The organism is Vreelandella indica (assembly GCF_037070225.1).
GTDB lineage: Bacteria > Pseudomonadota > Gammaproteobacteria > Pseudomonadales > Halomonadaceae > Vreelandella > Vreelandella arctica.
In genome coordinates this window covers 54,085-78,535 of record NZ_JBANSO010000017.1, presented here as the reverse complement: position 1 = coordinate 78,535, position 24,451 = coordinate 54,085, and the positions used below count along the sequence as shown (strand labels likewise).

18 protein-coding genes are annotated in these 24,451 nt (G+C 53.8%); 6 read left to right on the top strand and 12 right to left on the bottom strand.

Going from position 1 to position 24,451, the window contains the following annotated elements:
* Positions 1-55: 55 nt before the first annotated feature.
* Both V8L71_RS13030 and V8L71_RS13025 read right to left on the bottom strand, forming a co-directional pair.
* Positions 56-3,955 (bottom strand): ATP-binding protein, encoded by a 3,900-nt coding sequence (locus tag V8L71_RS13030; protein ID WP_101145415.1) that lies wholly within the window; start codon positions 3,953-3,955, stop codon positions 56-58.
* Between the two features lie 27 nt (positions 3,956-3,982).
* Entirely contained in the window at positions 3,983-4,684 is a 702-nt protein-coding gene (locus tag V8L71_RS13025) for a MiaE family protein (RefSeq protein ID WP_101145416.1), read from the bottom strand.
* Between the two features lie 527 nt (positions 4,685-5,211).
* On the opposite strand from V8L71_RS13025, the gene acnB reads away from it, so the two are divergent.
* From acnB to V8L71_RS13010, 3 genes are all read left to right on the top strand, one after another.
* Positions 5,212-7,815: a bifunctional aconitate hydratase 2/2-methylisocitrate dehydratase gene (gene acnB, locus V8L71_RS13020; protein WP_101145417.1), complete on the top strand. Its 2,604-nt coding sequence runs from the start codon at positions 5,212-5,214 to the stop codon at positions 7,813-7,815.
* Between the two features lie 183 nt (positions 7,816-7,998).
* On the top strand, positions 7,999-8,493 hold the full coding sequence (gene rraA / locus V8L71_RS13015) for a ribonuclease E activity regulator RraA (RefSeq protein ID WP_176303724.1): 495 nt from the start codon (positions 7,999-8,001) through the stop codon (positions 8,491-8,493).
* A 37-nt stretch (positions 8,494-8,530) separates the two neighbouring features.
* Entirely contained in the window at positions 8,531-10,474 is a 1,944-nt protein-coding gene (locus V8L71_RS13010) for a glycerophosphodiester phosphodiesterase family protein (protein ID WP_101145418.1), read from the top strand.
* A 5-nt stretch (positions 10,475-10,479) separates the two neighbouring features.
* On the opposite strand, the gene ggt is transcribed toward V8L71_RS13010, so the two are convergent.
* Positions 10,480-12,270: a gamma-glutamyltransferase gene (ggt, locus tag V8L71_RS13005; RefSeq protein WP_101145419.1), complete on the bottom strand. Its 1,791-nt coding sequence runs from the start codon at positions 12,268-12,270 to the stop codon at positions 10,480-10,482.
* A 115-nt stretch (positions 12,271-12,385) separates the two neighbouring features.
* Positions 12,386-14,761 carry a phosphoenolpyruvate synthase gene (gene ppsA / locus V8L71_RS13000; RefSeq protein WP_101145431.1) on the bottom strand — a complete coding sequence of 792 codons (2,376 nt, stop codon included), beginning with the start codon at positions 14,759-14,761 and terminating at the stop codon, positions 12,386-12,388.
* 273 nt (positions 14,762-15,034) lie between these two features.
* Here ppsA and ppsR point away from each other — a divergent pair, with 273 nt between their 5' ends.
* Positions 15,035-15,868 (top strand): posphoenolpyruvate synthetase regulatory kinase/phosphorylase PpsR, encoded by an 834-nt coding sequence (ppsR, locus tag V8L71_RS12995; RefSeq protein ID WP_101145420.1) that lies wholly within the window; start codon positions 15,035-15,037, stop codon positions 15,866-15,868.
* A gap of 20 nt (positions 15,869-15,888) precedes the next feature.
* On the opposite strand, the gene V8L71_RS12990 is transcribed toward ppsR, so the two are convergent.
* The 4 genes from V8L71_RS12990 to V8L71_RS12975 form a co-directional block, all read right to left on the bottom strand.
* Positions 15,889-16,467: a hypoxanthine-guanine phosphoribosyltransferase gene (locus V8L71_RS12990; protein ID WP_101145421.1), complete on the bottom strand. Its 579-nt coding sequence runs from the start codon at positions 16,465-16,467 to the stop codon at positions 15,889-15,891.
* 48 nt (positions 16,468-16,515) lie between these two features.
* Complete coding sequence (gene nagZ / locus V8L71_RS12985; RefSeq protein ID WP_336274367.1) at positions 16,516-17,547, bottom strand: beta-N-acetylhexosaminidase; 1,032 nt, start codon at positions 17,545-17,547, stop codon at positions 16,516-16,518.
* Between the two features lie 64 nt (positions 17,548-17,611).
* Entirely contained in the window at positions 17,612-18,148 is a 537-nt protein-coding gene (locus V8L71_RS12980) for a L,D-transpeptidase (protein WP_008956241.1), read from the bottom strand.
* Complete coding sequence (locus V8L71_RS12975) at positions 18,126-18,803, bottom strand: TetR/AcrR family transcriptional regulator (protein ID WP_035557501.1); 678 nt, start codon at positions 18,801-18,803, stop codon at positions 18,126-18,128. Before V8L71_RS12975 ends, V8L71_RS12980 begins: the two co-directional genes overlap by 23 nt.
* A 269-nt stretch (positions 18,804-19,072) precedes the next feature.
* Between V8L71_RS12975 and lexA the strand changes: the two genes are divergently transcribed.
* Entirely contained in the window at positions 19,073-19,753 is a 681-nt protein-coding gene (gene lexA / locus V8L71_RS12970; protein WP_336274366.1) for a transcriptional repressor LexA, read from the top strand.
* Between the two features lie 9 nt (positions 19,754-19,762).
* On the opposite strand, the gene V8L71_RS12965 is transcribed toward lexA, so the two are convergent.
* Both V8L71_RS12965 and purU read right to left on the bottom strand, forming a co-directional pair.
* On the bottom strand, positions 19,763-20,434 hold the full coding sequence (locus V8L71_RS12965) for an energy-coupling factor ABC transporter permease (RefSeq protein WP_336274365.1): 672 nt from the start codon (positions 20,432-20,434) through the stop codon (positions 19,763-19,765).
* A 24-nt stretch (positions 20,435-20,458) separates the two neighbouring features.
* The gene (gene purU, locus V8L71_RS12960; protein ID WP_336274364.1) at positions 20,459-21,313 is read right to left on the bottom strand and encodes a formyltetrahydrofolate deformylase; all 855 of its coding nucleotides are present in this window, start codon (positions 21,311-21,313) and stop codon (positions 20,459-20,461) included.
* Between the two features lie 230 nt (positions 21,314-21,543).
* Between purU and V8L71_RS12955 the strand changes: the two genes are divergently transcribed.
* The gene (locus V8L71_RS12955; RefSeq protein ID WP_336274375.1) at positions 21,544-23,154 is read left to right on the top strand and encodes a ribonuclease J; all 1,611 of its coding nucleotides are present in this window, start codon (positions 21,544-21,546) and stop codon (positions 23,152-23,154) included.
* Between the two features lie 36 nt (positions 23,155-23,190).
* On the opposite strand, the gene moaE is transcribed toward V8L71_RS12955, so the two are convergent.
* Entirely contained in the window at positions 23,191-23,646 is a 456-nt protein-coding gene (gene moaE / locus V8L71_RS12950; RefSeq protein WP_035557489.1) for a molybdopterin synthase catalytic subunit MoaE, read from the bottom strand.
* 2 nt (positions 23,647-23,648) lie between these two features.
* Positions 23,649-24,446: a cyclic pyranopterin monophosphate synthase MoaC gene (gene moaC, locus V8L71_RS12945; protein ID WP_101145426.1), complete on the bottom strand. Its 798-nt coding sequence runs from the start codon at positions 24,444-24,446 to the stop codon at positions 23,649-23,651.
* Positions 24,447-24,451 lie beyond the last annotated feature (5 nt).

Below are 24,451 nucleotides of genomic sequence, written 5' to 3'. Positions count from 1 at the left end.
CTCCGCCAAAGCCAACTCCCTTGGGCTAACTCCCTAGGGGCTGGCTCCCTTGTGACTAGCTTTCAATACTCACGGGGTGTGGCAAACGGCGGTCCAGCAGGCTGATCCAGCGTGTCAGTACCGGGGCATCACTGTGACTGACTTCGCTCAACAAGCGCCTGAAACTCTCTTTGGCCTGCTGGTCATTAGGCTCAATGCGCGTCAACCATAGTTCAAGGGCCGCCAGTTCCTGGTGGCGGTTGCCATGCTCGCGAGCTTGATTAATCGCCATCTCAGCTAATGCTTTCACTTCATTGGCGGGATGCCCAAGCAGATCACGCACCTTGGCAAGCTGGGTGGCTAATTCCGGCAGGAATAGCGTTGTCCTTTCACGGGCGATCACTAAGCACTGATCCAGGTAATCCTCTGCAGCGTTTAGCTCGCCCAGCTCAATACACGCGTCCGAATACCAGAGTACTGGCCGCTGATAGCGGTTACGCCCTTTCAGCTCGGCCATCTGGTCTAGACTGTCACGCAGTTGGATAAGCCCCGCTGTATCCCCTGCCAACGCCCGCTGCCAGCCGAGAATAATTTGTGCGGAAATTTGCCATAACTGCAAATCTGGTGTGCCGGTCATAGCGGCCGCCCGTTCGGCGTGCCGAGCAGCCAGATGAACGTGTCCCAATTGACGATAAAGCGCCGCGGCAAATAATAGCGCCATCGCCAAAGTACCAGGGTGTGCAATCTTCTCCGCTAGGCGAATCGCCGACGAGACTTGACGTTCAGCGCGCTGATAATCGCCACGCAAACAAAGCGCCCAGCCTTGAAAGCAGGCAGCAGAGACTTGCGGGTGATCAGAGAATGGCAGCCACTCAATCATCATCTGCGCATTCAGCGGATCAATTTCATCCAAGTGATCGTGCGCCTGCTGAATGCGTCCAGCCCAATACTCGCAATTAGCCCGGGCATAATCGGCTAAACGGCGATAACGCGGGTCTTCGAGACGGGACGCGATATCGGCCAGAGTTGAAGCCAAAGCAAACGCATCCGCATGGGCATAGCGCTGGCTACGACCGACCCAGAGCCCCCATTTGACCAGGAATATCTGTTCCAGGTCTTCAGGGTCTTCGAGACTATCACTGCCCGATTCACGCAGTAGCTCCCGAGCACGCACAAAACTTTCGTGGGCAGTCGGTGAGCCGTGTCCCTCTAACGAAAAAGCCGCCTGACCGCGAACGGTGAGCAGGCTCACTTCACGCTCGATCTCGTGCTCAACATGGCGAAGGCTCGCCAAACCGAAATCCGCCATACGCAGAGCGGTTCGGTTGGCACTGACCTTGAGTGCTTCTCGAGCGGCCAGCTCAAAGTAACGGGCGCCACGAGCATAGTGCCCACTACGACGGAGGTGGGTAGCGAAATCACCGGGGTGACGGCTGATCCATACCGGAAAACGCTCTTCTATTAAAGTCACCACCTGCTGGTGCAGCTTGACCCGCACATCTCTCGGGCAAGAGAGATAAGCGGCTTCCTGCAGCAACTGGTGACTAAACTGGAACTCGTGGTCGCCACTCTCTTTATCAACCGGCTCAACGATTTCCAGCACTCGCATATGCTCAAGCGCTTGGTTCAGCCGACCTTTTTCCCAGCCACTGCACTCAAGTAGAAAATCCAACCGGAAGCGCTTACCCAGTACCGCTGCTACGTGGGCAATTTCACGGTCGCCCTCAAGTTGATCAATACGGCTTGCTAAAAGCCCTAACAACCCCTTGGGCAGTTCTTCAAACTGGACACTGCGCCCTTCTCGGCGATCCATATCCAAACGACGGCAAATCTCCTGCATATACAGAGGCACACCATCGCAGCGCTCAATAATTTGATTACGCAACCGCGGACTCAGATGGATGCGGTAACGGCGGGAAAGTTGTGATAAAAGCCGCGAGGACTGCAACGCATCCAGATTACCTAAGCTGATTTGCTGATCCCAATGCAGTTTCACCGGCAACGCTTCACGCCCATGATGACTAGCTACCAACATAAAAGCGGTGTTGATAGGTAATCTTGCCTGCAGCCCTGCCAATACTTTAAAAGAGGGTTCATCCAGCCACTGTAAATCATCAATCATTAACACCAGCGTGTGCGTCGTTGCTTGCCGCTCAATTAAGCGGTGCAAAAGCATCACGACCAGCTCAACGGCTTCGCCACTTTGGGCAAGCTGGGTAATCTCCTGTACTTCATGTACGCCAAGCGCCTGCTCCAGCAGATGCTGTCGGTCAGCCGCAAGCTGATCAAACCCTAGCGTTGTCTGTAGTTCGTGAATGGCTTCAACAGTAAGCGCTTGCTTGAGATACCAGCCAACCAATGTGCGGGCCACCCCATAAGGGTCTAGCACCGAAAGACGCGTAGTGGGCTGCCAGCATATCGCCGCATCACGACTAAGCTCTAATTGGCGAAAACCGACCATTAACGCCGACTTTCCCATCCCCGAGGCACCACGCACCAATACACTTTGGCGCAAGCCAATACCTGCCCGCGCCAGCGCATCGCGCAGGGTACGCAGCGATGTTTCACGGCCCACCAAGCTGGGGGGAAGTGCATCGCGGCCGCCTTCGTTTTGGCCCAACACCAGCGCACGCAAACGTACACGGCCATCACTGGCGATCAAACGCGACACCAGGCGTGGCTGAAGGTCAAGCGCGGGTGGCATATGCTGACTGGCTTCTTGTGAAATAACCAGCTCACTACCTTCTGCTGCGCTCATGAGCTCCAAAGACATTTGCGTGACTTGCCCTAACGGGTCCGCTAACTGACGCTCGGGTAGGTACACCACACGACCGCTGTGCAAGCCAGCGGCCAACTCAAAGTGCGGTATATTACCCTCACCAGTCCAGTGGCGCCCGCTCTCTTGGGGAAGGGCCTGACGACAATGCTCATAAAGCGCCACTAGTTCCGCCAACTGATGCGCGGGGCCATGAGTGCCGAAACAGGCCAAGCCTAAGCCGCCCGTAGCACCTGGAAGCCAAAAGCCACCTAAGTGATGGCACTGCTGCTCTAACCAGCGTAGTAATTCCAACTGCAGCGTAAGGCAGTGGCGTGTCGCCGCGCGATCTTGCCACTCCCCTTTTAGATGCAAGCGTATAGCCATCACGGAGAGCTGACGCAGTTCGATTTCATCTTCACGTAGCGGCTTACTATCCGCTGCCAGCGCGCGCGAAAAGGCGCCTTGAGGGCTCATCATTCGCGGGTCGTGGTGGCCATCTGACCAATAGCTGGCTAACTGCAGAAAGCTTGGCTCAGGCTGCTGGCCCGACAGCGCTAACAGCTGTAAATAGCTGTTGTATTGCTCATGGGCAGCAGCCATTTGGTTTTGTTCGGCGAGTTGACGAACCAAACGCTCATGAAAGGGACCGTAGCCTGAAAAGCGGCTGACCAACGCTTCCAAAATTGAATCAGGTACATCGGCGTGAGCTTCGAGCACCTGCTCAGCAAAACGAATGACACGCTGACGCCACTCATTACGAACTTGGACTAACCAGCGCTGAAATTCGCTACAGTTGGCCAGTTGCAGCTCTTCAATCAAGTCGCCTTGGTAACAAGACATCAGCGCTTCAAGGGTATTTAAATCGCGGGGTCCTTCTAGGAGCTGCTGCAGCGTATGGAGGTCAACCTGCCAGTTATTAGGAAGTTGAAAAGCAATCGTTTGCCGGGAGACGCTTAATACTTGGTCGGCGCTCTCACCTAACGATTGGCGCAAACAGTGCAGCGCATGGCGCAGGTTGGTTCTGCCTGATGACAAACCTTGGTCGGGCCACAACAGCTCTGCCAGAGCAGCCCGATTGACCGGCTGGCGGTGCAGCAAAAGATAAACAAGCAGCGCTTTCACTTTGTCGTAACTAAAGTGGGTCAATACATCTTCGCCCTGGGTAAGCGAAAAGTGGCCGAATAAGGTTAACTGGTCTGTCTCACGAGCATCGCGCATGATAAACATCCTGCCGGGCTAAGCGGCTTAAGCTGGCACACCGCTATGAAAACGAAAAGCCGTATCGGGCGAAGTAATCAGCTCCGCTTCACGCGCCACAAAAAAAGCGATCCGCTCGTCAATAGAGCTTGCTGTTTGCTGGCGAGCCAGCAACAAATAGTCTTCAAAATGACGGCCTTCTGACTTCACAAGCGTGCGATAAAACTTGGCAAGCTCTTCGTCTAAATAAGGAATCAAACAAGCAAACCGTTCACAGCTACGTGCTTCAATAAGTGCACCGATGATTAACACATCAATTAGCCGTTCGGGATCATTACTACGCAAGTGTCGCCTAAGCCCTTCAGCGTAACGTGATGCCGTTAAATGTTGGTAGGCAACGCCGCGTGCTTCCATAAGCGCGACTACCTGCTCGAAATGGAGCAGCTCTTCACGGGCTAATTGCGACATTTTGCTGAGCAACAGCGGCTGATCAACATAGCGATAGAGCAGACTCATTGCCGTAGAAGCGGCTTTTTTTTCACATTGCGCGTGGTCAATTAATAGCGTTTCAGGATTTTCGAGCGCCCACTGCAGCCATGCGTCAGGGGTTGCACAGGCCAGAAACTGGCGCAGGCTTTCAGGCAACAGATCATCCGCTTTTAACGCATGGTCAGCCCTTTGCAAGGCATTCGTTTGTAATTTATCAGTTTGGAAAGTACTGGTTTGGAAAGTACTGGGTTGTATCGACATAACACCATTACCAATCTTGTGTTTCACTATTGTACAACATATAAGCGCTCAAAACGCTCAGTCCCTGTTAGGTACAAATATTTATACCTTGCATCGCCTATTACTAATGTAGTTATTCGCTCAAAAATGCTCCACACACTTTATAAGCACACTATTAGTAGGATGCCTCTAAGGTTATAAATTGAGGTCTATGGTAACCCGCTGTAACCTCAATCACACCCGCACAAGCCTATGTTAACTTAGAAAATGGTAAAAACTTTCCTGAACTTGAGCCAAACGACTAATAAAAAGGTGTTTTTTGATTCATTTAGATCGTGACATCAACATAAAGTACAACAGAGGTCACGCCATGCCAGCTTAACATTGTCGACAGTTTGCCGTAGAATCTCGGCCATCCAACCATATGCTGTTTGTCAAGCGTATGTCCTATGTGATTGGTCCACTTTCCAACACTGCGCAGCCAATACGGTGCTACGTGTAGGCCGTCACCATAAAGTAAATCAGAACGTAGATGAGAGGGCCCCAACGTGCTTGAAGCTTACCGCCAACATGTCGAGGAACGTGCTGCTGAGGGCATCCCGCCCAAACCCCTAACCGCCGAACAAGTAGCGTCAGTAGTTGAGCTGCTTAAAACGCCACCGGCCGGTGAAGAGGAGTTTATTCTCGATTTAATCACCAATCGCGTACCGCCCGGTGTTGATGAAGCCGCCTACGTAAAAGCGGGTTTTCTAACTGCAGTCGCGAAAGGTGAAGCAAGCTCGCCGCTGATCGACAAGGTGCATGCTGTTAAACTGCTTGGCACCATGCAGGGCGGCTACAACATTGTTTCAATGGTTGAACTTCTCGATAACGAGGAGCTTGCCCGTGAAGCAGGTGAACAGCTCAAGCACACATTGTTGATGTTCGATGCCTTCCATGATGTCGAAACACGCGCCAAGAACGGCAATAGCGTTGCTAAAGACGTTATTCAATCGTGGGCGGAGGCTGAATGGTTCCTCTCTAAACCGGCCCTAGCTGAAAAAATCACTCTCAGCGTGTTTAAAGTACCCGGCGAAACCAACACGGATGACTTGTCGCCGGCGCCAGATGCCTGGTCACGCCCTGATATACCGCTGCACGCTAATGCGATGCTTAAAAACGAGCGTGATGGCATTGAACCCGTTGTGCCAGGCACAACCGGCCCGCTCAAGCAGATTGAAGACGTTAAAGCAAAAGGCTTTCCGGTCGTTTACGTTGGTGACGTCGTGGGCACTGGCTCATCGCGTAAATCAGCGACTAACTCCGTACTCTGGTTCTTTGGCGACGACATTCCTTACGCCCCCAATAAGCGCGCTGGCGGTTTCTGCTTTGGTAGCAAAATCGCGCCTATCTTCTTCAACACCATGGAAGACTCAGGCGCCCTGCCGGTAGAGATGGACGTCAACAACCTGAACATGGGCGACGTCATCGACGTTTATCCTTATGAAGGCAAAGTCTGCAAGCATGGCACCGATGATGTCATCACTACGTTTGAACTTAAAACGCAGCTGATCCTAGATGAAGTACGTGCTGGCGGCCGTATCCCGCTTATCATTGGTCGCGGACTAACCGGCAAGGCGCGTGAGTCGCTGGGACTACCCGCCTCTGACGTTTTCCGCTTACCCGATCAGCCCAAAGATACTGGCAAAGGCTTTACCTTAGCCCAGAAGATGGTTGGCAAAGCGTGTGGTTTGGACGGCGTTCGTCCGGGCATGTACTGCGAGCCTAAAATGACCACCGTTGGGTCTCAAGACACCACCGGCCCGATGACACGCGATGAGCTGAAAGACCTTGCTTGCCTAGGCTTCCAGGCCGATCTGGTCATGCAGTCTTTCTGCCATACCGCCGCTTATCCTAAGCCGGTCGACGTAGATACCCACCACACTCTGCCAGACTTCATCATGAACCGCGGCGGTGTTTCACTACGCCCCGGCGATGGCATCATTCACAGCTGGCTGAACCGCATGCTATTGCCTGACACAGTTGGCACCGGCGGCGACTCGCACACCCGCTTCCCGCTGGGCATTTCGTTCCCAGCCGGTTCAGGCCTGGTAGCGTTTGCTGCTGCCACCGGCGTCATGCCGCTGGATATGCCGGAATCGGTACTGGTTCGCTTTAAAGGCCAGCGTCAGCCGGGCGTTACGCTGCGCGATTTGGTTCACGCCATTCCGCTTTACGCCATCAAGCAGGGCTTGTTGACTGTCGACAAATCCAATAAGAAAAACGCCTTTTCAGGCCGCGTGTTGGAAATTGAAGGTTTGGAAGACCTAACCGTCGAGCAAGCCTTTGAGCTTTCCGATGCCTCTGCCGAGCGTTCTGCTGCTGGCTGTACGATTACGCTGTCAGAAGAGAGCGTGACCGAATACTTGAAGTCCAACATCACCCTATTGAAGTGGATGATGGGCAACGGTTACGGCGACGAACGTACCATTAGCCGCCGTATTGAAGGTATGGAAGCATGGTTGGCTAACCCGAGCTTGATGCGTGCCGACCAGGATGCCGAATACACTGAAGTTATCGAAATTGACCTGGCTGAAATTAAAGAGCCGGTTCTGTGTGCCCCGAACGACCCGGACGATGCTCGCCTGCTATCAGAAGTAGCTGGCCAGAAAATCGACGAAGTCTTTATCGGTTCATGCATGACTAACATCGGCCACTTCCGGGCTGCGGGCAAGTTGCTTGAAAAGCAGCCTGCCGGTAGTTTAAAAACCCGGCTGTGGCTGGCACCACCGACGAAAATGGATCAACACCAGTTGACTGAAGAGGGCTACTACGGCATTTATGGCCGTGCAGGCGCTCGAATGGAGATGCCGGGTTGTTCACTGTGTATGGGTAACCAGGCCCGCGTTGCTGCCAAGAGCACCGTGGTGTCTACGTCTACACGAAACTTCCCGAACCGCCTGGGCGATGGTGCCAATGTGTACCTTGCCTCAGCGGAACTGGCGGCTGTTGCCGCAGTAGAAGGACGCCTACCCAGCGTTGAAGAGTATCAACGTTATATGGGTGAGTTTGACGCCATGGCTGGCGAGATTTATCGTTATATGAATTTTCACGAAATAGAGGAGTATCAAAAGATCGCCTCTAACGTGATTCCGATCGCTCAAGAAGCTTAATTTAACGCTTGAGTCTGATCACCCCATCGCCGATGCTCGCACCATCGCAGAGAATGTGACAGATTGCATTTTCTGAGTCGATGACCGAACGCCCCGCCACTGTTCTTCAGGGCGGGGCGTTTTTTTTGCACTGCCTTTGGACACCAATTTAATATCAACAGCCTCTACCATTAGGAGCGTGTGATGACGAATTCAACGCAAATTGTGACACCCGATCTCTGTGATGCGCACCCAGAAGTCGCCGTACTCGACCCGCTGTTTGTTAACTTTGGTGGTCTTGAAGCCTTTTACGGTCCTATTCGCACCATTAAATGCTTTGAAGATAACTCCATGGTTAAGCAAGCGGTCGCCGAGCCAGGTAATGGCGCGGTACTGGTGGTCGATGCAGGCGGCTCGCATCGCTGCGCCATGCTGGGTGATATGCTGGCAGAGCAGGCCGTCGCCAACGGCTGGGCAGGCGTTGTGATGTACGGCTGCGTGCGTGATGTGGATATACTCGCCGCCTTGCCGATTGGCGTTCAGGCATTGGGAAGCCATCCCCGCAAGAGTGAAAAGCACGGTGAAGGTCAGCGCGACATCGACGTCACCTTTGCAGGCGTCACCCTTCAGCCCGGACAGTGGTTATATGCAGATAACAACGGCATTATTGTTGCTGCGCAAAAGCTGTCACTTTCCTGACTATTTTTACTACCTATAAAGGTTGATTACAGTCCACTTGCCAGGTGTGGTGCTTACTGCCACCCTGGTGATTCATTCTTACCGTTTAGTGACGATGCAGCCTTTGACCTACCTTGGCTCTGCCTTACTGCGCACGCTGCGCGATCATCTTCGCCCTCTGATCGCCTATCACCTCTTTTTTACCCTGCTCGCCTCAGCCTTACTGCTGCCAGCGATCACCTGGGTGACGCGTGGGCTGCTGGCCCAACTCAACCGCACCGTCGTCACCAATGATGAATTGATTGCTCTGCTCTTTAGCCCGCTGGGATTGATAGGCATGCTGATAGGGCTTGGGTTCGCTTTTCTGATTATTTACTGGCAGCAGGCAGGCATGCTGCAGGTAGCCGTCAGACCGCGCGATAACCATTACCGGCTCGCCCTTGAAGCACTCTGGCTGAGCACTCGTCGGCTGCACACCCTGGCGGGCCTTGTCATACTTCAAGTAGGCACACACTTATTATTGCTCGCGCCCTTTATGGCCGGCCTCACATGGCTTTACGACTTCTGGCTGAGCGACATAGACCCTTACTACCTTCAGCGTGTGCGCCCTCCTGCACTGTGGTACTTCATTGGCTGCGCCCTCCCCCTGATCATTGCCTGGATATGGGCGGCCTCATGGCTCTATCTGCGTTGGCTGCTCGCACTGCCCTTAGTGGCCCTGGAAAGTTGCAACCCCTGGCAAGCACTGAAGCGTAGCGTGAGCCTAACGCGCGGCTGGCGCCGTTCGATTGGTGCAGCGGTGTTGCTCTTGCTACTGATTATTATCAGCCTGCCGTTACTGACCACGTTGCTATTCGACCGGCTATTTACGCCCTTGCTGTGGTGGCTGCCTGAGCATAACGCCGTACTCATACCGGCGATGTTGGCGTACCTGTTGGGCTATGTGCTGATTACACTGACCATTACCTTTTTGGGTATTGCCACTAACGCCCTCCTTTCTGCCTGCTTGTACATGCAGCTGGCGCATCAAGAACCACGCCCAGCGGCCCCACCGGACGATACGAACGCAGGGCGCCTTGCCTGGGCGGTTGAGCTCAGTGTGCTTGTTTTTGCCGGCCTTCAAGCGTGGTGGATTCTGAATAGCTTCGAAATTCGTGACAACGTCGCAGTGATAGCCCACCGCGGGAGCTCCATGGTGGCTCCTGAAAACACCCTCTCTGCATTAGAGCAGTCACTTATTGATGGTGCTGACTATATCGAAATTGACGTACGCTTGAGCAGTGACCAGCAGGTAATGCTCTACCATGACCGCAGCATGGCACGGCTAACTGGCGACAGCCGTGAGTTTGGCGAGCTAACCAGAGACCAACTTAGCCAATTCGATGTGGGCAGTTGGTTTGGAGATGCGTTTCAAGGCGAGAACATTCCTGGCCTGGACGAAGCGCTCGAAAGAGTTCGCGGAAAAGCAGGGTTAATGATTGATATCAAGCCCTTGCCGGGTCAAGAGCAAGCGTTAGCCGATGCCGTTATTGATACCTTAAATACCGAGAGCGACATTCGATACCGCTGCTGGGCAACCCAACAAAGCGCCTTTGATGGTTATACCGCCTGCGGTTTCCCCAATACGCTGTTGGATATGCGGATGGCGACCATGTCGCCGTCTCTACTCGAGCATATTAATGCCCGGGCGCCAGAACTACGAGTTACTTTGTTGGCGCAGCTCATTCTGCCCGGCACACTCAATCGACGTGGCTTTGATGCACTCGGCCTACGCCATAACCGCATCACGGAAGGAGAAGTTCGCCTGGCACGGCTTTACGGCTACGAAATACACGCATGGACGGTTAATGATCGCGCCAGAATGTCGACGTTGATTGACCTAGGCGTCGATGCCATCATCACCGACTACCCAGATCGTTTAACAGAGCTTATTCAGATTCGCCGTGAGTTAAGTGACGGGGCGCTAATGCTAGTGAAACTGCGCAACTGGCTTCGTCAGTAGCGCTCCTAATCGCCCATCACCACACCCTCACGCCGTGGGTCAGCGCCACCAAACAGCGTACCATCGTTTAGCCGCCTAATGGCTTGTAGCCCGCTGGTCAACTCCCGTTCGCTAACCGTGTGGCCGCGCTCCCTTAGTGACTCAATAGTTTCCTCAGGAAAACGCCCCTCTTCGATGTAAACATCGCCGCCCAACGTAATGGCATGGGGAAGATTGAGTGCTTCCTGGGCACTCAGCCCCCAGTCACGCAGCGCGATTAGAGTGCGGGCCGTATAATGAATGATCGCCGCACCACCCGGCGAACCCAAGCTAGCCACTAGCTCACCGCTTTCTTGATCGAATACCAGCGTAGGGCTCATGCTAGAACGCGGGCGCTTGCCTGGCTCGACTCGGTTCGCCACCGGGTCGCCATCCACTTCAGGAGCAAATGAAAAATCGGTGAGCTCATTATTGAGCAAGAAACCACCCGCTAGGCCTGTTCCGCCATCCGAGAGAATGCGCGAACCGAACGCCTGCTCAATGGTGGTCGTCATGGCCACCGCATTGCCCTCCTCATCCACAATACTGATATGGCTAGTGCCATGCTCAGGCTGATCGGGCTGGCTGGCCCAACTAACGGCAAGCTCGCCGGGATTGCCCGGTTCAGCGCTGTCGCCCATGCTCATCTCTTTAATGAGCTCACTGCGTTGCTCAAGGTAGTCAGGGGCCAGCATCAATGACCAATCGCCCCCCGGTGCTTCGACAAAATCCGGGTCGGCGATATAACGACCGCGGTCAGCAAAAGCGAGCCGCGAGGCTTCCAGAAACTGGTGCAACCACCCGCTGCTTGGAGCGCCGTTATCTAACGGGGCTTCAAGCAGCGGCTGTTGGTCGAGCATGCCCAAGATCTGCATCACGGTGAGATGGCCCGACGAGGGAGGCGGAAAGCCGCATACTTCCCACTGCTGCCAAGGCGTACATAAAGGTTCGCGGTCAAGCGCCTCGTAGCCACGCATATCTTCAACCGACAAACTACCAGGCCGCTCAGGGTGATTCTGAACCCGCTCAACGATATCTTCCGCCACGGAACCTTCGTGCAAGGCAGCGCTGCCTTGGTTTGCTACGCGACGTAGTACCTCTGCCAAGGCCGGATTCTTGAGTATTTCGCCAACCGCGATAGCCTCTCCTTCGCTATCATAATAAAACTGGCTGGCTAACGGATCTTGGCGCAGAAACTCGTCACTCGTCAGGCTGGTATGCAACCGATTGCTGACAGCAAAGCCTTCTTCGGCCAGGGTAATAGCCGGTGTAAACAATTCTTCCCAGGCTAGCTCACCATGCTCTGCATGGGCTTTTTCAAGCATACGCAGCGTACCCGGCACACCGACAGAAAGGCCACTAACCACCGCGTCGTTAAACACAAGCGGCTCGCCATTCTCTAAAAACAGCTCGCCATTGACTCCCTGCGGTGCGGTTTCACGACCATCATAGGCGCGCACTTCGCTGCCATCGTAATGCATTAGAAAAGCACCACCACCGATACCGCTAGATTGAGGCTCTACCAAATTCAGTACCATTTGCACTGCAATGGCCGCATCAATAGCGTTACCACCGGCTTTCAATACTTGATAACCAGCATCGGTTGCGAGCGGGTTGGCTGCCGCCACCGCAAACGACTCAGCCTCCCAGCCTGGCTTCTCTTCATAGCCAGACTCGCTTTCAGGAGCAATGGAGGGTGTCTCGTAGCTAAACCCCCAACTATAAAGCGGCGTTACCAGCAGCACAGGTAGCGCAAACTTAGCTGATTTTGTGAACATTTCAGCGCTCTCCGCGACAAGTTAAATACAAAAACACACATAAAAGAGTAGTCTATAAAAACAGCAACGCCCGGCTCAATGTCCGGGCGCAAACTAAATGTTTTAGCAAACAAACTTATTCAATTTTTTGGCCTGCGAGCATAAACCACGTTTCCAGGACCGCATCGGGATTGAGCGATACGGAGTCGATCCCTTGTTCCATCAACCACTTCGCCAAATCGGGATGATCTGACGGCCCCTGGCCACAAATGCCGACGTATTTCCCCTTCGCTTTACACGCCTGAATCGCCATCGCAAGCAGCTTTTTAACCGCCCCATTACGCTCGTCGAACAGATGTGCAACGATGCCCGAATCCCGATCTAACCCCAATGTTAACTGTGTTAAATCGTTAGAGCCGATAGAGAACCCATCAAAGTACTCAAGGAACTCATCGGCTAGCAGGGCGTTAGCTGGCAGTTCGCACATCATAATCACTTTCAGGCCTGTCGGGCCGCCCCGTTCCAATCCGTTGGCGGCCAGCAGCTCTACCACCTCTCGCGCTTCGTCGGTGGTACGCACGAAGGGCACCATGATCTCGACATTCTCGAAACCCATCTCTTCACGCACCCGCTTCAGGGCACTGCATTCAAGCTCAAAGCAGGGCCGGAACGCTTCAGAAATGTAGCGCGACGCACCCCTAAAACCGAGCATCGGATTCTCTTCACCCGGCTCATAGAGCTTACCGCCAATCAGGTTTTCGTATTCGTTAGACTTAAAGTCTGACAGCCGCACGATCACACGCTGCGGGTGGAACGCGGCTGCCAGCGTCGAAATCCCCTCAACCAGTTTATCGACGTAAAAACTGACGGGGTCGGCATAACCGGCCGTCCGTAAATCGATCACCTGCTGCAAATCCACCGGCAGCGTGTCGTACTCCAACAGCGCTTTAGGGTGAACGCCGATCATGCGGTTAATAATAAATTCCAGACGCGCCAAGCCTACCCCCGCATGAGGCAGGCTGGCGAAGCCAAAGGCGCGATCAGGATTGCCCACATTCATCATGATCTTGAAGGGAATTTCCGGCATAGCGTCGACACTGGAGACTTTGCAGTCAAACTCCAGCAGCCCTTCGTAGACATTGCCGGTGTCGCCTTCTGCACACGAAACCGTAACGTCGATGCCCTCTTTGAGCTGAGTCGTTGCGTCGCCACACCCCACTACCGCGGGAATGCCCAATTCACGGGCAATAATGGCGGCATGGCAAGTGCGCCCGCCACGATTGGTGACGATGGCGGAAGCGCGTTTCATTATTGGCTCCCAATCCGGGTCAGTCATATCGGTGACCAGAATGTCGCCATCATGGATCTTGTCCATATCGTCAGGGCTGAGCACCACTTTAACGGTACCGCGGCCAATGCGCTGGCCAATTGCTCTGCCGGTGATTAATGTGCGGCCTTTTTCGCGCAGCTGGAAACGTTCAAGCTTGCCGCCTTCCTGCTGGGAGACGACCGTTTCAGGACGCGCCTGAACGATATACAGCTCACCATCATCGCCATCTAGCGCCCACTCAATATCCATGGGGCGCTGGTAGTGCTGCTCGATCGTCATGGCCTGACGAGCCAGCTCCATCACCTGTTGATCATTAATACAGAAGCGACCACGGTCTTGATGAGGCACATTGACGGTTTCAACGGATTTACCGGCGCTGGCATCCTGGCCATAAACCATCTTGATCAACTTGGAACCCAAGTTACGGCGCAGCACTGCCGGGCGGCCCGCCGCCAGGGTCGGTTTATGCACGTAGAACTCATCGGGATTGACTGCGCCCTGCACAACAGTTTCGCCCAAGCCCCAGGAGCCAGTAACGAAAACCGCATCGCGGAAGCCAGACTCGGTATCCAAGGTAAACATAACGCCCGACGCACCGATCTCAGAGCGCACCATTTTCTGCACACCGGCCGACAAAGCAACATTTTCATGGGCGTAGCCACGGTGGACGCGGTAGGAGATAGCGCGGTCGTTAAACAGCGAGGCAAATACTTCGTGCACGGCGCGCTTAATATTGTCGAAGCCGTCAATATTGAGAAAAGTTTCCTGCTGACCCGCGAAGGAAGCATCGGGTAAATCTTCAGCGGTAGCAGAGCTGCGTACAGCCACTTTTAACTGAGGATGCTGTTGCTGGAGCTGTCCGTAAGCGTCGCGAAGGGCTGTCTCAAAGCTAGGCGGCAACGGCGTATCAATAATCCATTGGCGAATAGTGCGGCCCGCCTCGGCGAGCGCTTTAACATCGTCCACATCCAAGCGCGCAAGCGTGGCATTAATGCGCTCGTTAAGGCCTTCGTGGGAGAGAAACTCGCGGTAGGCATGAGCGGTAGTGGCAAACCCGCCAGGCACCGTTACGCCAGCACCGGACAGATTGGAAATCATTTCACCTAGTGAGGCGTTTTTACCACCCACGCGTTCGACGTCTGACATGCCCAGTTGATCGAACCACAGAATGTACTCTTCCACGTAACCCCCTCGCTCATAGACATCGACACGATCACTAATATTGCCGTTTAGACGTAGGATCATGGATTATTGATTGAGACACCCTAGCACCGCGCTACTATATTCGCCATTGGTCTAATAGCGAAGGGAATGGAGGATTTTTACAACACGAAGGGTTTTTAGGTCATTTGTGTAGTCAGTCACTTTGCCCCTCCCTAGCCAGCACGCATAGCGAGTTGCTCTAGCAAACGGCTCAGCACACAATAGCGCAGTTACTTACCAGTGGATGTCACTATGAAACGTACGGCTTTTTTTATCTCTGATGGCACCGGGATCACAGCAGAAAGCTTAGGGCGCAGCCTGCTGGCCCAGTTCAGCGATGTTGAGATCGATATGCAAACCAAGCCTTATATCGATACGCTGGAAAAAGCTCAGGCACTAGCAGCCATTATCGAAGCGACAGCCAGCCGCGACGGTCATCGTCCGATCATCATTGATACCATCGTTGACCAACAAATTCGCAACGTCATTCGGCAAGCATCCGGCTTCAAGGTCGATATTTTTTCAACCTTCCTAGAGCCATTGGAACAGGAACTTAATACTCACTCTTCCTATAGCGTTGGGCGCACGCACTCAATTGGTAGCGATGACGTCTATATGGACCGGATTCACTCGGTGCACTTTGCGCTGGATAATGATGACGGAGCACGCACTCATCAATACGATAAAGCCGATATTATCCTGGTCGGCGTCTCACGCTGCGGCAAGACCCCTACCTCTCTCTATCTAGCACTCCAGTTTGGTATTCGAGCGGCCAACTATCCGCTGACGGAGGATGATTTAGACGAAGATGGCATGTTAAAACTGCCTAAGGCGCTCGCGCCCCACCGTCAAAAGCTGTTTGGGCTTACCATTGATGCGCGGCGTTTATCAGCGATACGCAATGAGCGGCGGCCGAATAGCCGTTACAGCTCCATTGATCAGTGTCTTCAAGAAGTTGGGCAAGCGGAGTCGCTTTATCGCACCATGCACATTCCCTTTATTGATGCGACGCGCTTCTCGGTAGAAGAGATCTCAACGCGGATGATTGCAGAAACGGGCTTAGCGAGGCGCTTTTCGCCCCGCTAACGATCCATTCTGCTGCTAACTTACATTCCTTTAGGGGCAAAAATTCCCGGCGCGTTTCGCCAGTAGCCTTTGTAATCCATCCCAAAACCAAACACATAACGGTCGGCGACTTCCAAGCTGCAGTAGTCGGCCTTTAAACCGGGCACCGCTTTGCGGTTATGCTGTTTATCCACCAGTACTGCTGTCGTGACACTGGCTGCCTGGGCTTCTTCGCAGTAAGCCAAAATGGCGGCTAGCGTGGCGCCTTCGTCCAAGATGTCGTCAACGATCACCACATGGCGCCCCGCCATCGGCACCTCAGGAGAGACACGCCAAAACAGCTCACCGCCGCGCAGCTCATTGCGGTATCGAGTGGCATGCAAGTAATCCACTTCAAGCGGAAAGCCCAGCCGGGTTAGCAAATGCCCTGTGGTGATTAAGCCGCCATTCATAACGCAGTAAAAGACCGGCAGCTTGTCGCCTAAATCTCGCGTGATCGCTTCCGCCATACGATCAAGTGCCCGCTCTACCTCTTGCTGAGAAATAAGGCAGTCGGCGTTATCCATCAATTCACGCATTGAGTCCAATGACTCTAAGGCTTTTTTATCCAACTTTGACATCTAAACTCCAGGCGGGTTAAAAGCTTCAATTACATCAGTCGTGTGAATTTACACAGCATTGGGTTTCGGTTTATCAGCCAATGCTTCCAACTTAGCGTGGGTACGACGCCATCTGCCCAACGCACTTAGGGCATCGATATCAGGCCGTGCACGGCTGTAGCGCAGTTTGGCGGGACGTTTGGTTTCAATACCCCGGCAGGCTTCAATCACCTCAAGTGCAGCGGCGCGATCATTGCATACCAGCAACATATCGCAACCAGCCGCTAGTGCTGCCTGGGCTCGCTGTTTGGGCCCACCCGCCTCGTGGGCGCCCGCCATACTTAAATCATCAGAAAAGATGCAGCCTTTGAAGCCCAACGATTCACGCAGCATGCCCAACCAATGAGGGGAAAACCCGGCAGGACGCGTATCGAAAGCACTGTAAATCACATGCGCAGGCATTACACCGTCTAACGGCGCGGCCAAATGGGCAAAGGGCACCAGGTCACGTTGTTTAATCACTTCTAGCGGGCGGTCATCCACCGGCAGCGCAACGTGAGAGTCTGCCGCAACTCCGCCGTGACCGGGGAAGTGCTTCCCGACAGCGGCCATACCAGCCTCATGGAGCCCTTGAATAAAGGCGCTGCCGAGCTGCGCCACATGCTGGGGATCGCGGCTAAAACTTCGGTCTCCAATAACACTTGAGATGCCGCTTTCGACATCCAGTACCGGAGCAAAGCTAAAATCCAAACCGCAGGCGGCCATTTCCATGCCCAATAGCCAGCCAGCATCTTTTGCGAGCGCAAGACCATCATCGGGGTTGGCGCTATAACATTCACCAATGCGAGCCATGGCAGGAAGACGCGTCATCCCTTCTTTAATACGCTGAACGCGGCCACCCTCTTGATCAACGGCAAGCAATAAGTCCGCACGCTCACGTCGAATATCGCTGCAGAGCTGGCGTACTTGGTAGCCGTTCTCGACATTGCGGGCAAACAGAATAACGCCCCCTACCACCGGTTCTAGCAGCAAGCGCTTTTCTGCGGCCGTTAATTTCGGGCCTTCAAGGTCGAGCATGACCGGGCCTAACGGTTGAGTCATCGTGATAGGTCCATTAAAAAAGAGGCGGTGATTCTAGACGATCGTCTAGCGGTGTCAAAACAGATTAGTCAAACGACTGACGACCGCCGTGCAGCCAAACGGGGGTACCTGGTAACGCTAACGAAAAGATATAGAGCAAATCACTATTGCGTAAACGAATACATCCGTGGGATGCAGCAACGCCCATGGGCTGATCAGGTGGCGTACCATGAAGATAAATATAGCGACGCTGTGAATCGACCTGTCCACCACGGTTCACGCCTTTTTCTAATCCGCATAGCCACAGGATGCGGGTCAAAATCCAATCCCGCTTCGGATATGCTTCAGCTAGCGCAGGAGAAAATTCCTCACCCGTCCAGCGACGACCACGGAATACCGCATTATCAGGCATCCCGCTGCCAATCGCGGCTCTTATATAGTGCCAACCATGGGGTGTTTTGCCACTACCATTGTGCTCACCAATGCCCGCGAGGCCAGACGATATCTCACACTCATGCAGCACCTTAGGCCCTCGCCAACAGCGTAGCTGCTGCTGTGTGGTATCGATTTCCAACCAGATGTCCTCTACAGGGGGAAGCTCAGCGAGCTTGGGCGTTCGCATATTTTCCTTCTTCAAGTGCTGGGGGCAACGGTGCATTCATGGCAGCCACCACTACTGGGCGCAACCGCCTAACCAAATCCCGCACGGTGACCTGCTCTTGATAATCCTTTTCAGCGATATCGCGCAGTGCATCAAGGCCTGAAAGCGTAAAAATCACCGTACCAAGCATAAAGTGTAGCCGCCAAAAGCGTTCCGCGTCAGGCAAGTCGGGCGTGGCTTGACGCACTAACTCGGTGAAGCGGGTAAACACATCACCATACTCTTGCTGAATATGACGCCTAAGATGCCCCTGCGCTTGGCTATAGGCAAGGCCCAGCAAGCGCATAAACACCTTTAAACTGTTGCGCTCGGCAGGCACAGCCAGCACGGTGGTCGCCATGGTTTCGAGTAGCGTTTCCAACGGAATAACGCGCCCTGCATGCTGGGCTTCAAGTTCATCAAGCGCAGTATGAAAACGCTGGGTGAACGGGTCCAGATAGCGTGAAAACACGGCCTGAATTAAGGCTTTTTTGGAACCAAAATGGTAATTCACCGCCGCTAAATTGACGCGCGCTTTGCTAGTGATGTTGCGCAGCGATGTTTCAGCAAAACCTCGCTCAGCAAACAGCACTTCCGCGGTGTCGAGTATTCGAGTTACCGTATCAGATTGAGCCATGCCGCTCTCCGGGGAAACGAGTGTTTAAAACATAGCAAAATACTATGCCATATCGCTGGTGGGCTCAACGCTTGATTTTCTGATGAAATATGGCTGTCTATATGAGTAGAAGCTTAGTTTAAAACGATTAGGAAAAATTCGGGGGCCTTTCTAGAGAGGGGGTTGACAAGACATGTACTGGACAGAGGAACATACTGTATACTTAACCACTTACCGATTAAGTCGACATTTAATTTGTTACTGTCTATTCACTATTTTTGGAGTCTGGTATGTCGCGTCCGCTAACCGCTCGCCAACAGCACGTATTTGATTTTATTGTTAAGACCATGGGCGAATTTGGCTACCCTCCGACCCGTGCTGAAATTGCGAAAGCACTGGGGTTCCGCTCACCTAACGCCGCGGAAGAGCACCTGCGCGCGCTTGAGCGTAAAGGCGCTATTCGCATTATTCGCAATACGTCACGCGGTATTCGCCTACCCAATCAAGAGCCCCAGGAGTTAGTAGACATCACCGCAAGCGCGTTACCCGCTGCCAATATTGAAGCCTCGCCTGCTGGCCTACCGGTGATTGGCGAAGTAGCCGCCGGGAGCCCTATCCTAGCTGCTGAGCATATTGACCGTTATTGCCCTCTGCCAGCCGAGTACTTCACTCCTAAAGCCGATTATTTGCTGCGTGTGCGAGGCCTTTCGATGAAGGATATCGGTATTTTAGAAGGTGATTTATTGGCAGTTCACCGTACCGAGCGGGTGCGCGATGGCCAGATTGTCGTTGCGCGCCTGGATGATGAAGTAACCGTTAAGCGCTTCAAACGTCAGGGCCACCAAGTAACGCTATTTGCGGAAAATGCAGACTTTGCGCCGATTGAAATCGATCTGCGTTCACAGTCACTCGACATCGAAGGTGTCGGCGTTGGCGTCATTCGTGGCGGTAATGGCCAAGCACTGGGCTAACCACCGTCATTACTGCATGTCGATATAGCGGTGGTCATTAAAGGTGGCCACCCAGTTAGGATGATAGACCAGCAGAATACTCAGCAGCATCCCGGTAATAAACGCCTCTGAAGGCATTAGTAGAGGTAAGAAGCGTGCATACTCCTGGGCAAGATAGATAGCGTTAGGGTCTGTGCCTGCCACGATAATCAGCAGCACGGCAGCCAGCCCTGCCCCTAATGTTGCCAACGCCGCCCCAAAAAACCCACAGGCAAATAAAAACACCATCAGGTTATCCGGCAGGCGGCGATCTACCAGCCGCCACACTGTGCCAATAATGGCAGCCGGAACAATGCCCGTTACCAGTACATTCGCCCCCAGTAGCGTCCACTCATTGCGGCCGATAATTACCATTGCCACATTAATGAGTATATTGCTGATCAGCGCTAATGGCGCTTTAAACACGAGTGTCATCAATACCGTAAAGACGAGATGCAGCGTTAGCCAGTCGACCGCCTGAGCGCGTAGCTGCCACATCAGCGCCACTGCCAGCGTTGCGCCTAACCAACGGTGCTGAAGAGCAGCGTCTTCCAGTAGCACTTGCCAGGGCCGCCGCCAAAGAGCCCACACCACTACGCCTAACGAGAGTAGCGAGGTGAATATCAGCGCCCAGGGCGCCAGTACACTTTGTGCGAACGACATAGCGGCTTCTCACATTATCGAGCGTTAGCTAAACACCACGGTCTTGTTGCCATGCACTAAAACCCGATCCTCAAGATGCCAGCGTAAACCGCGTGCGAGAACGGCTTTTTCAACATCACGCCCAAAGCGGACTAGATCGGTTGGGGTATGGCAGTGGCTAACGCGATGAATATCCTGTTCGATAATCGGGCCCGCGTCGAGTTCCTCGGTAACATAGTGGCAGGTGGCGCCAATCAGCTTCACTCCGCGCTGATATGCCTGGTGGTAGGGCTTCGCCCCAGCGAAAGAGGGTAAAAAACTGTGATGAATATTAATCACCCGCCCTGCATAGCGTGCGCACAGGTCAGGCGGCAGAATTTGCATATAACGCGCCAGCACGACGCAATCAGCACGTGCACTATCGATTTCTGCTTGCACCTTGGCAAATGACACTTGCTTGTTATCGGGGTCGACTGGCACATAGTGATAAGGAATGCCGTACCATTCGGTCAATGAACGCATATCGTCATGGTTGGAAATGACGCCAACAATATCGCAATCCAACTCACCCGCCTGCCAGCGATAAAGCAAATCTACCAAGCAGTGTGACTCTCTAGAGACCATCAATACCACCCGGCGGCGCTGCTGCGTATCCACCAATGACCACTGCATATCGAATTCGATTGCCACCGGCTCGAACGCTGAACGTAGCGCTTCTACCGACATCCCCACTGAATCCGCCAAGATTTCGTAACGCATAAAAAAACAGCCCGTTTCTAAATCAGAATGCTGGCTGGCTTCAGTGATAGACCCCCCTTGCTTAGCAATAAAGCTTGATACTCGGGCCACAATACCTACCCGATCAGGGCAGGACACAACTAAACGATAATAATGGGACATGTGAGCGACTCTTGACCTATTTCTAAGGTAATTATGACAAACCAACGGCTTAGGTTGCATAGTGTATCGGAAGGCCAAGGATGATTGTTAGCCGCCCCTGCCTTCCCGTATAGTTGAGTCACTACTTTTTAGGCTTTTCATAACTGATGCACTCTTCACGCGTTCAAATTCGTCCCCGTCGTCGTCCTCCGCTGCGCATGTTGCCGCTGGGGGGATGCGGTGAGATTGGCATGAATCTAACGCTCTACGGCTACGATGATCACTGGATTGTCGTCGACTGCGGCATGATGATTCGCCAGGATCTCCCCAACTCACCGCTACAAGTGCCTAATTTTGATACACCAAAAGCATTAGGGATAGCCCCGAAAGCACTATTTATTACCCACGGCCATGAAGACCACATTGGCGCCGTCGCTTGGCTCTGGCCGATGTGGAATTGTCCTATTTATGCCACGCCATTAGCCGCGGGGCTGTTACGCCTTAAATTTGCTGAACATCAACTTAGCAGCGCTGCGATTCATGTCATCGAACCAGGTGAGGCACTTGAAAGCGGGCCGTTTACGCTGCGCTACTTGTCGTTGACGCATTCAATACCCGAAAGCTGTGCCATTATGATGATGGCTGGTGGTTATCGCGTTTTACATACTGGTGACTGGAAACTTGATCCTGAGCCGCTTATCGGTTCACCGGTAAGCGCGGCGCAGTTTAGAGCGCTGGCCCCGGTCGATTTAGTTGTCGGCGATTCCACCAACGCCCCCATGCCAGGCCACTCCGGCAGCGAGGGTGATGTGGCGAGAGCATTGGTAAAAACCCTCGCCAACTGTCAGGGCCGTGTGGTGGTCTCTTGCTTTGCCAGTAACCTTGCGCGGGTATTAGCTATCGGGCGCGCAGCGCATCAGTGTGGCCGTCGCATCAGCTTAATGGGGCGCTCAATGGAGCGAATGGTTAGCGTTGCGCGTGGGCTTGGCTATATGGATGACTTACCGCCGCTGGTACCCAATCACGACCTGGGGTACCTCCCCCCGGATGAAGTGGTCATTATCGCCACCGGCAGCCAGGGTGAGGCCCGTGCCGCGCTTCAGCGCCTTGCTCAGGGCCGCCACCCCTTTGTGGATCTTCAGCCCGGCGATAATGTCATTTTCTCGGCTAAAGCCATTCCAGGCAACGAACGCCCTATTGAACAGCTAAAAAAACGTTTAGCGCAGTTAGGTGTTCGTATTTACGACGAAATCAACCATCCCGAGTTACATGCTACTGGGCACCCCGCTCATGATGAGTTAATCAAACTCTATCAATGGATTAAGCCGAAGCACCTGATGCCTGTCCACGGCGAAGCAAGGCATCAGCAGGCGCATCAGGCAATTGCCCGTCAATTAGAGATCAGTGCGCCGTTGTCGCCAGTTAATGGCGATTTAATCAGCTTTGATAACCAAGGGCTGCGCTGCGAGGCACGCTATCCCCAGCCGCCCTGCATCGTCAGCCAAAACAGCGTGGTTCCTCACCCAGGGTTGGAAGTAAAAGACGCCAGTACGGCACGTCGTGGCAGTTTGTACCTAGCACTGCCGGTGACCGCGACTGATACGGGCTGGGCGCGCATTGGACGTTTGATGCTGGATGCGACGGGTGCCAGCCCGCTGGATGAAGATAGCTTTAGTGATTGGCTGGATGATCAGCTTGATGAGATTGCCGCCGACACACTGGCCGACCTTCGCCAAGCATTGCAGCCTCGCTTGGTACACTGGCTGGCGGAGCATATGCAGCACCTGCCCGATGTGCATCTTCAAATTATGGCCGCCGAAATGCCAGAAGCCCTTACCCTGGAAAATGCTGCCAATCGTTAGTGGTGCATCATTGCGGAGTAGCAAGACGTGGCAAACTCACTCCCAGCGTGCCGCGTCTTGTTGGTCAGAGTGGCGTTCTTTGACCCAATATTCTCCCCGAGTGGAGTGCTCTTTCTTCCAAAAAGGCGCCTGGGTTTTTAAAAAATCCATAATAAAATCGCAGGCTTCAAATGCCTCTCGGCGGTGAGCACTAGCTACAAGCACCCGCACGATGGGGTCGCCAGGGCCCAGATAACCAACGCGATGAATTATCCGCACCGCTTGTAGCGACCAACGCTGCCACGCCTGCTCGCCAATCTCCGTTAGCGTGCGCTCGGTCATACCGGGGTAATGCTCCAGTGTTAACCCCGTAACATCGGGCGTCTCGTTGAAATCACGCACCAGTCCGGTAAAGCTCACCACCGCGCCAATATCGCTGCGCCCGACTAATGCATCGCTATAGCCGTAGTCCATCGAGAATGGCGCTGCTTGAACCGCTACTTTAATATCCAACGTTAACCCCCTGTGACCGGTGGGAAAAACGCCACTTCGTCATCATCGGTCACTAGCGCATCATCGTTTGCCATTACCTGATTAATGGCACATAACGTGCGCTGATCAGTAAGCAGTTTAAACCGATCATCGCGCTCGGCCAGCGCTGCCTTTAAACCACTGATATCGCGGCTAGCAAGCTGGTCCAGCCCAACAGTCGCCTCGCTTTCTCCTACCCGCTCGCGCAGTTCAGCCAGAAATTTAACCCGCACGCAGGGGGAAGGACAGCGCTCACCCAGGCTTACTTCTCCTGAGGTGCCTTCGCCCGTCACGATAGGCGACTGCCTATTCACACGCTGATAATCCCCGCGTTGGCCGCCCTGCTTGCTGTCGAGCTGGATCGCTTCAATATGCATGCCCTTATCGACCGCTTTGCACATATCGTAGAGGGTTAAGCAGGCGACTGAAACGGCTGTAAGCGCCTCCATCTCAACACCGGTGCGACCATTTAAACGACACAGCGACGTTACATGCACACAGGACTCGGCCATGTCGATCTCGAATTCAACCGACACCTTTGATAGCGCCAATGCATGGCAGAGTGGAATCAATTCATGAGTGCGTTTTGCAGCCTGAATGCCCGCGATACGGGCGGTGGCGAGGACATCTCCTTTCGGCAATCCCCCTTCGCTGAGCAATGTCAGCGTTTCAGGCAGCATTACAATGCGCCCCGAGGCGACGGCTTCGCGGCGCGTTTCTTGTTTATCGCCGACATCCACCATGTTGGCTTCGCCCCGGGTATTGAGGTGGGTTAGATGCATGCTGG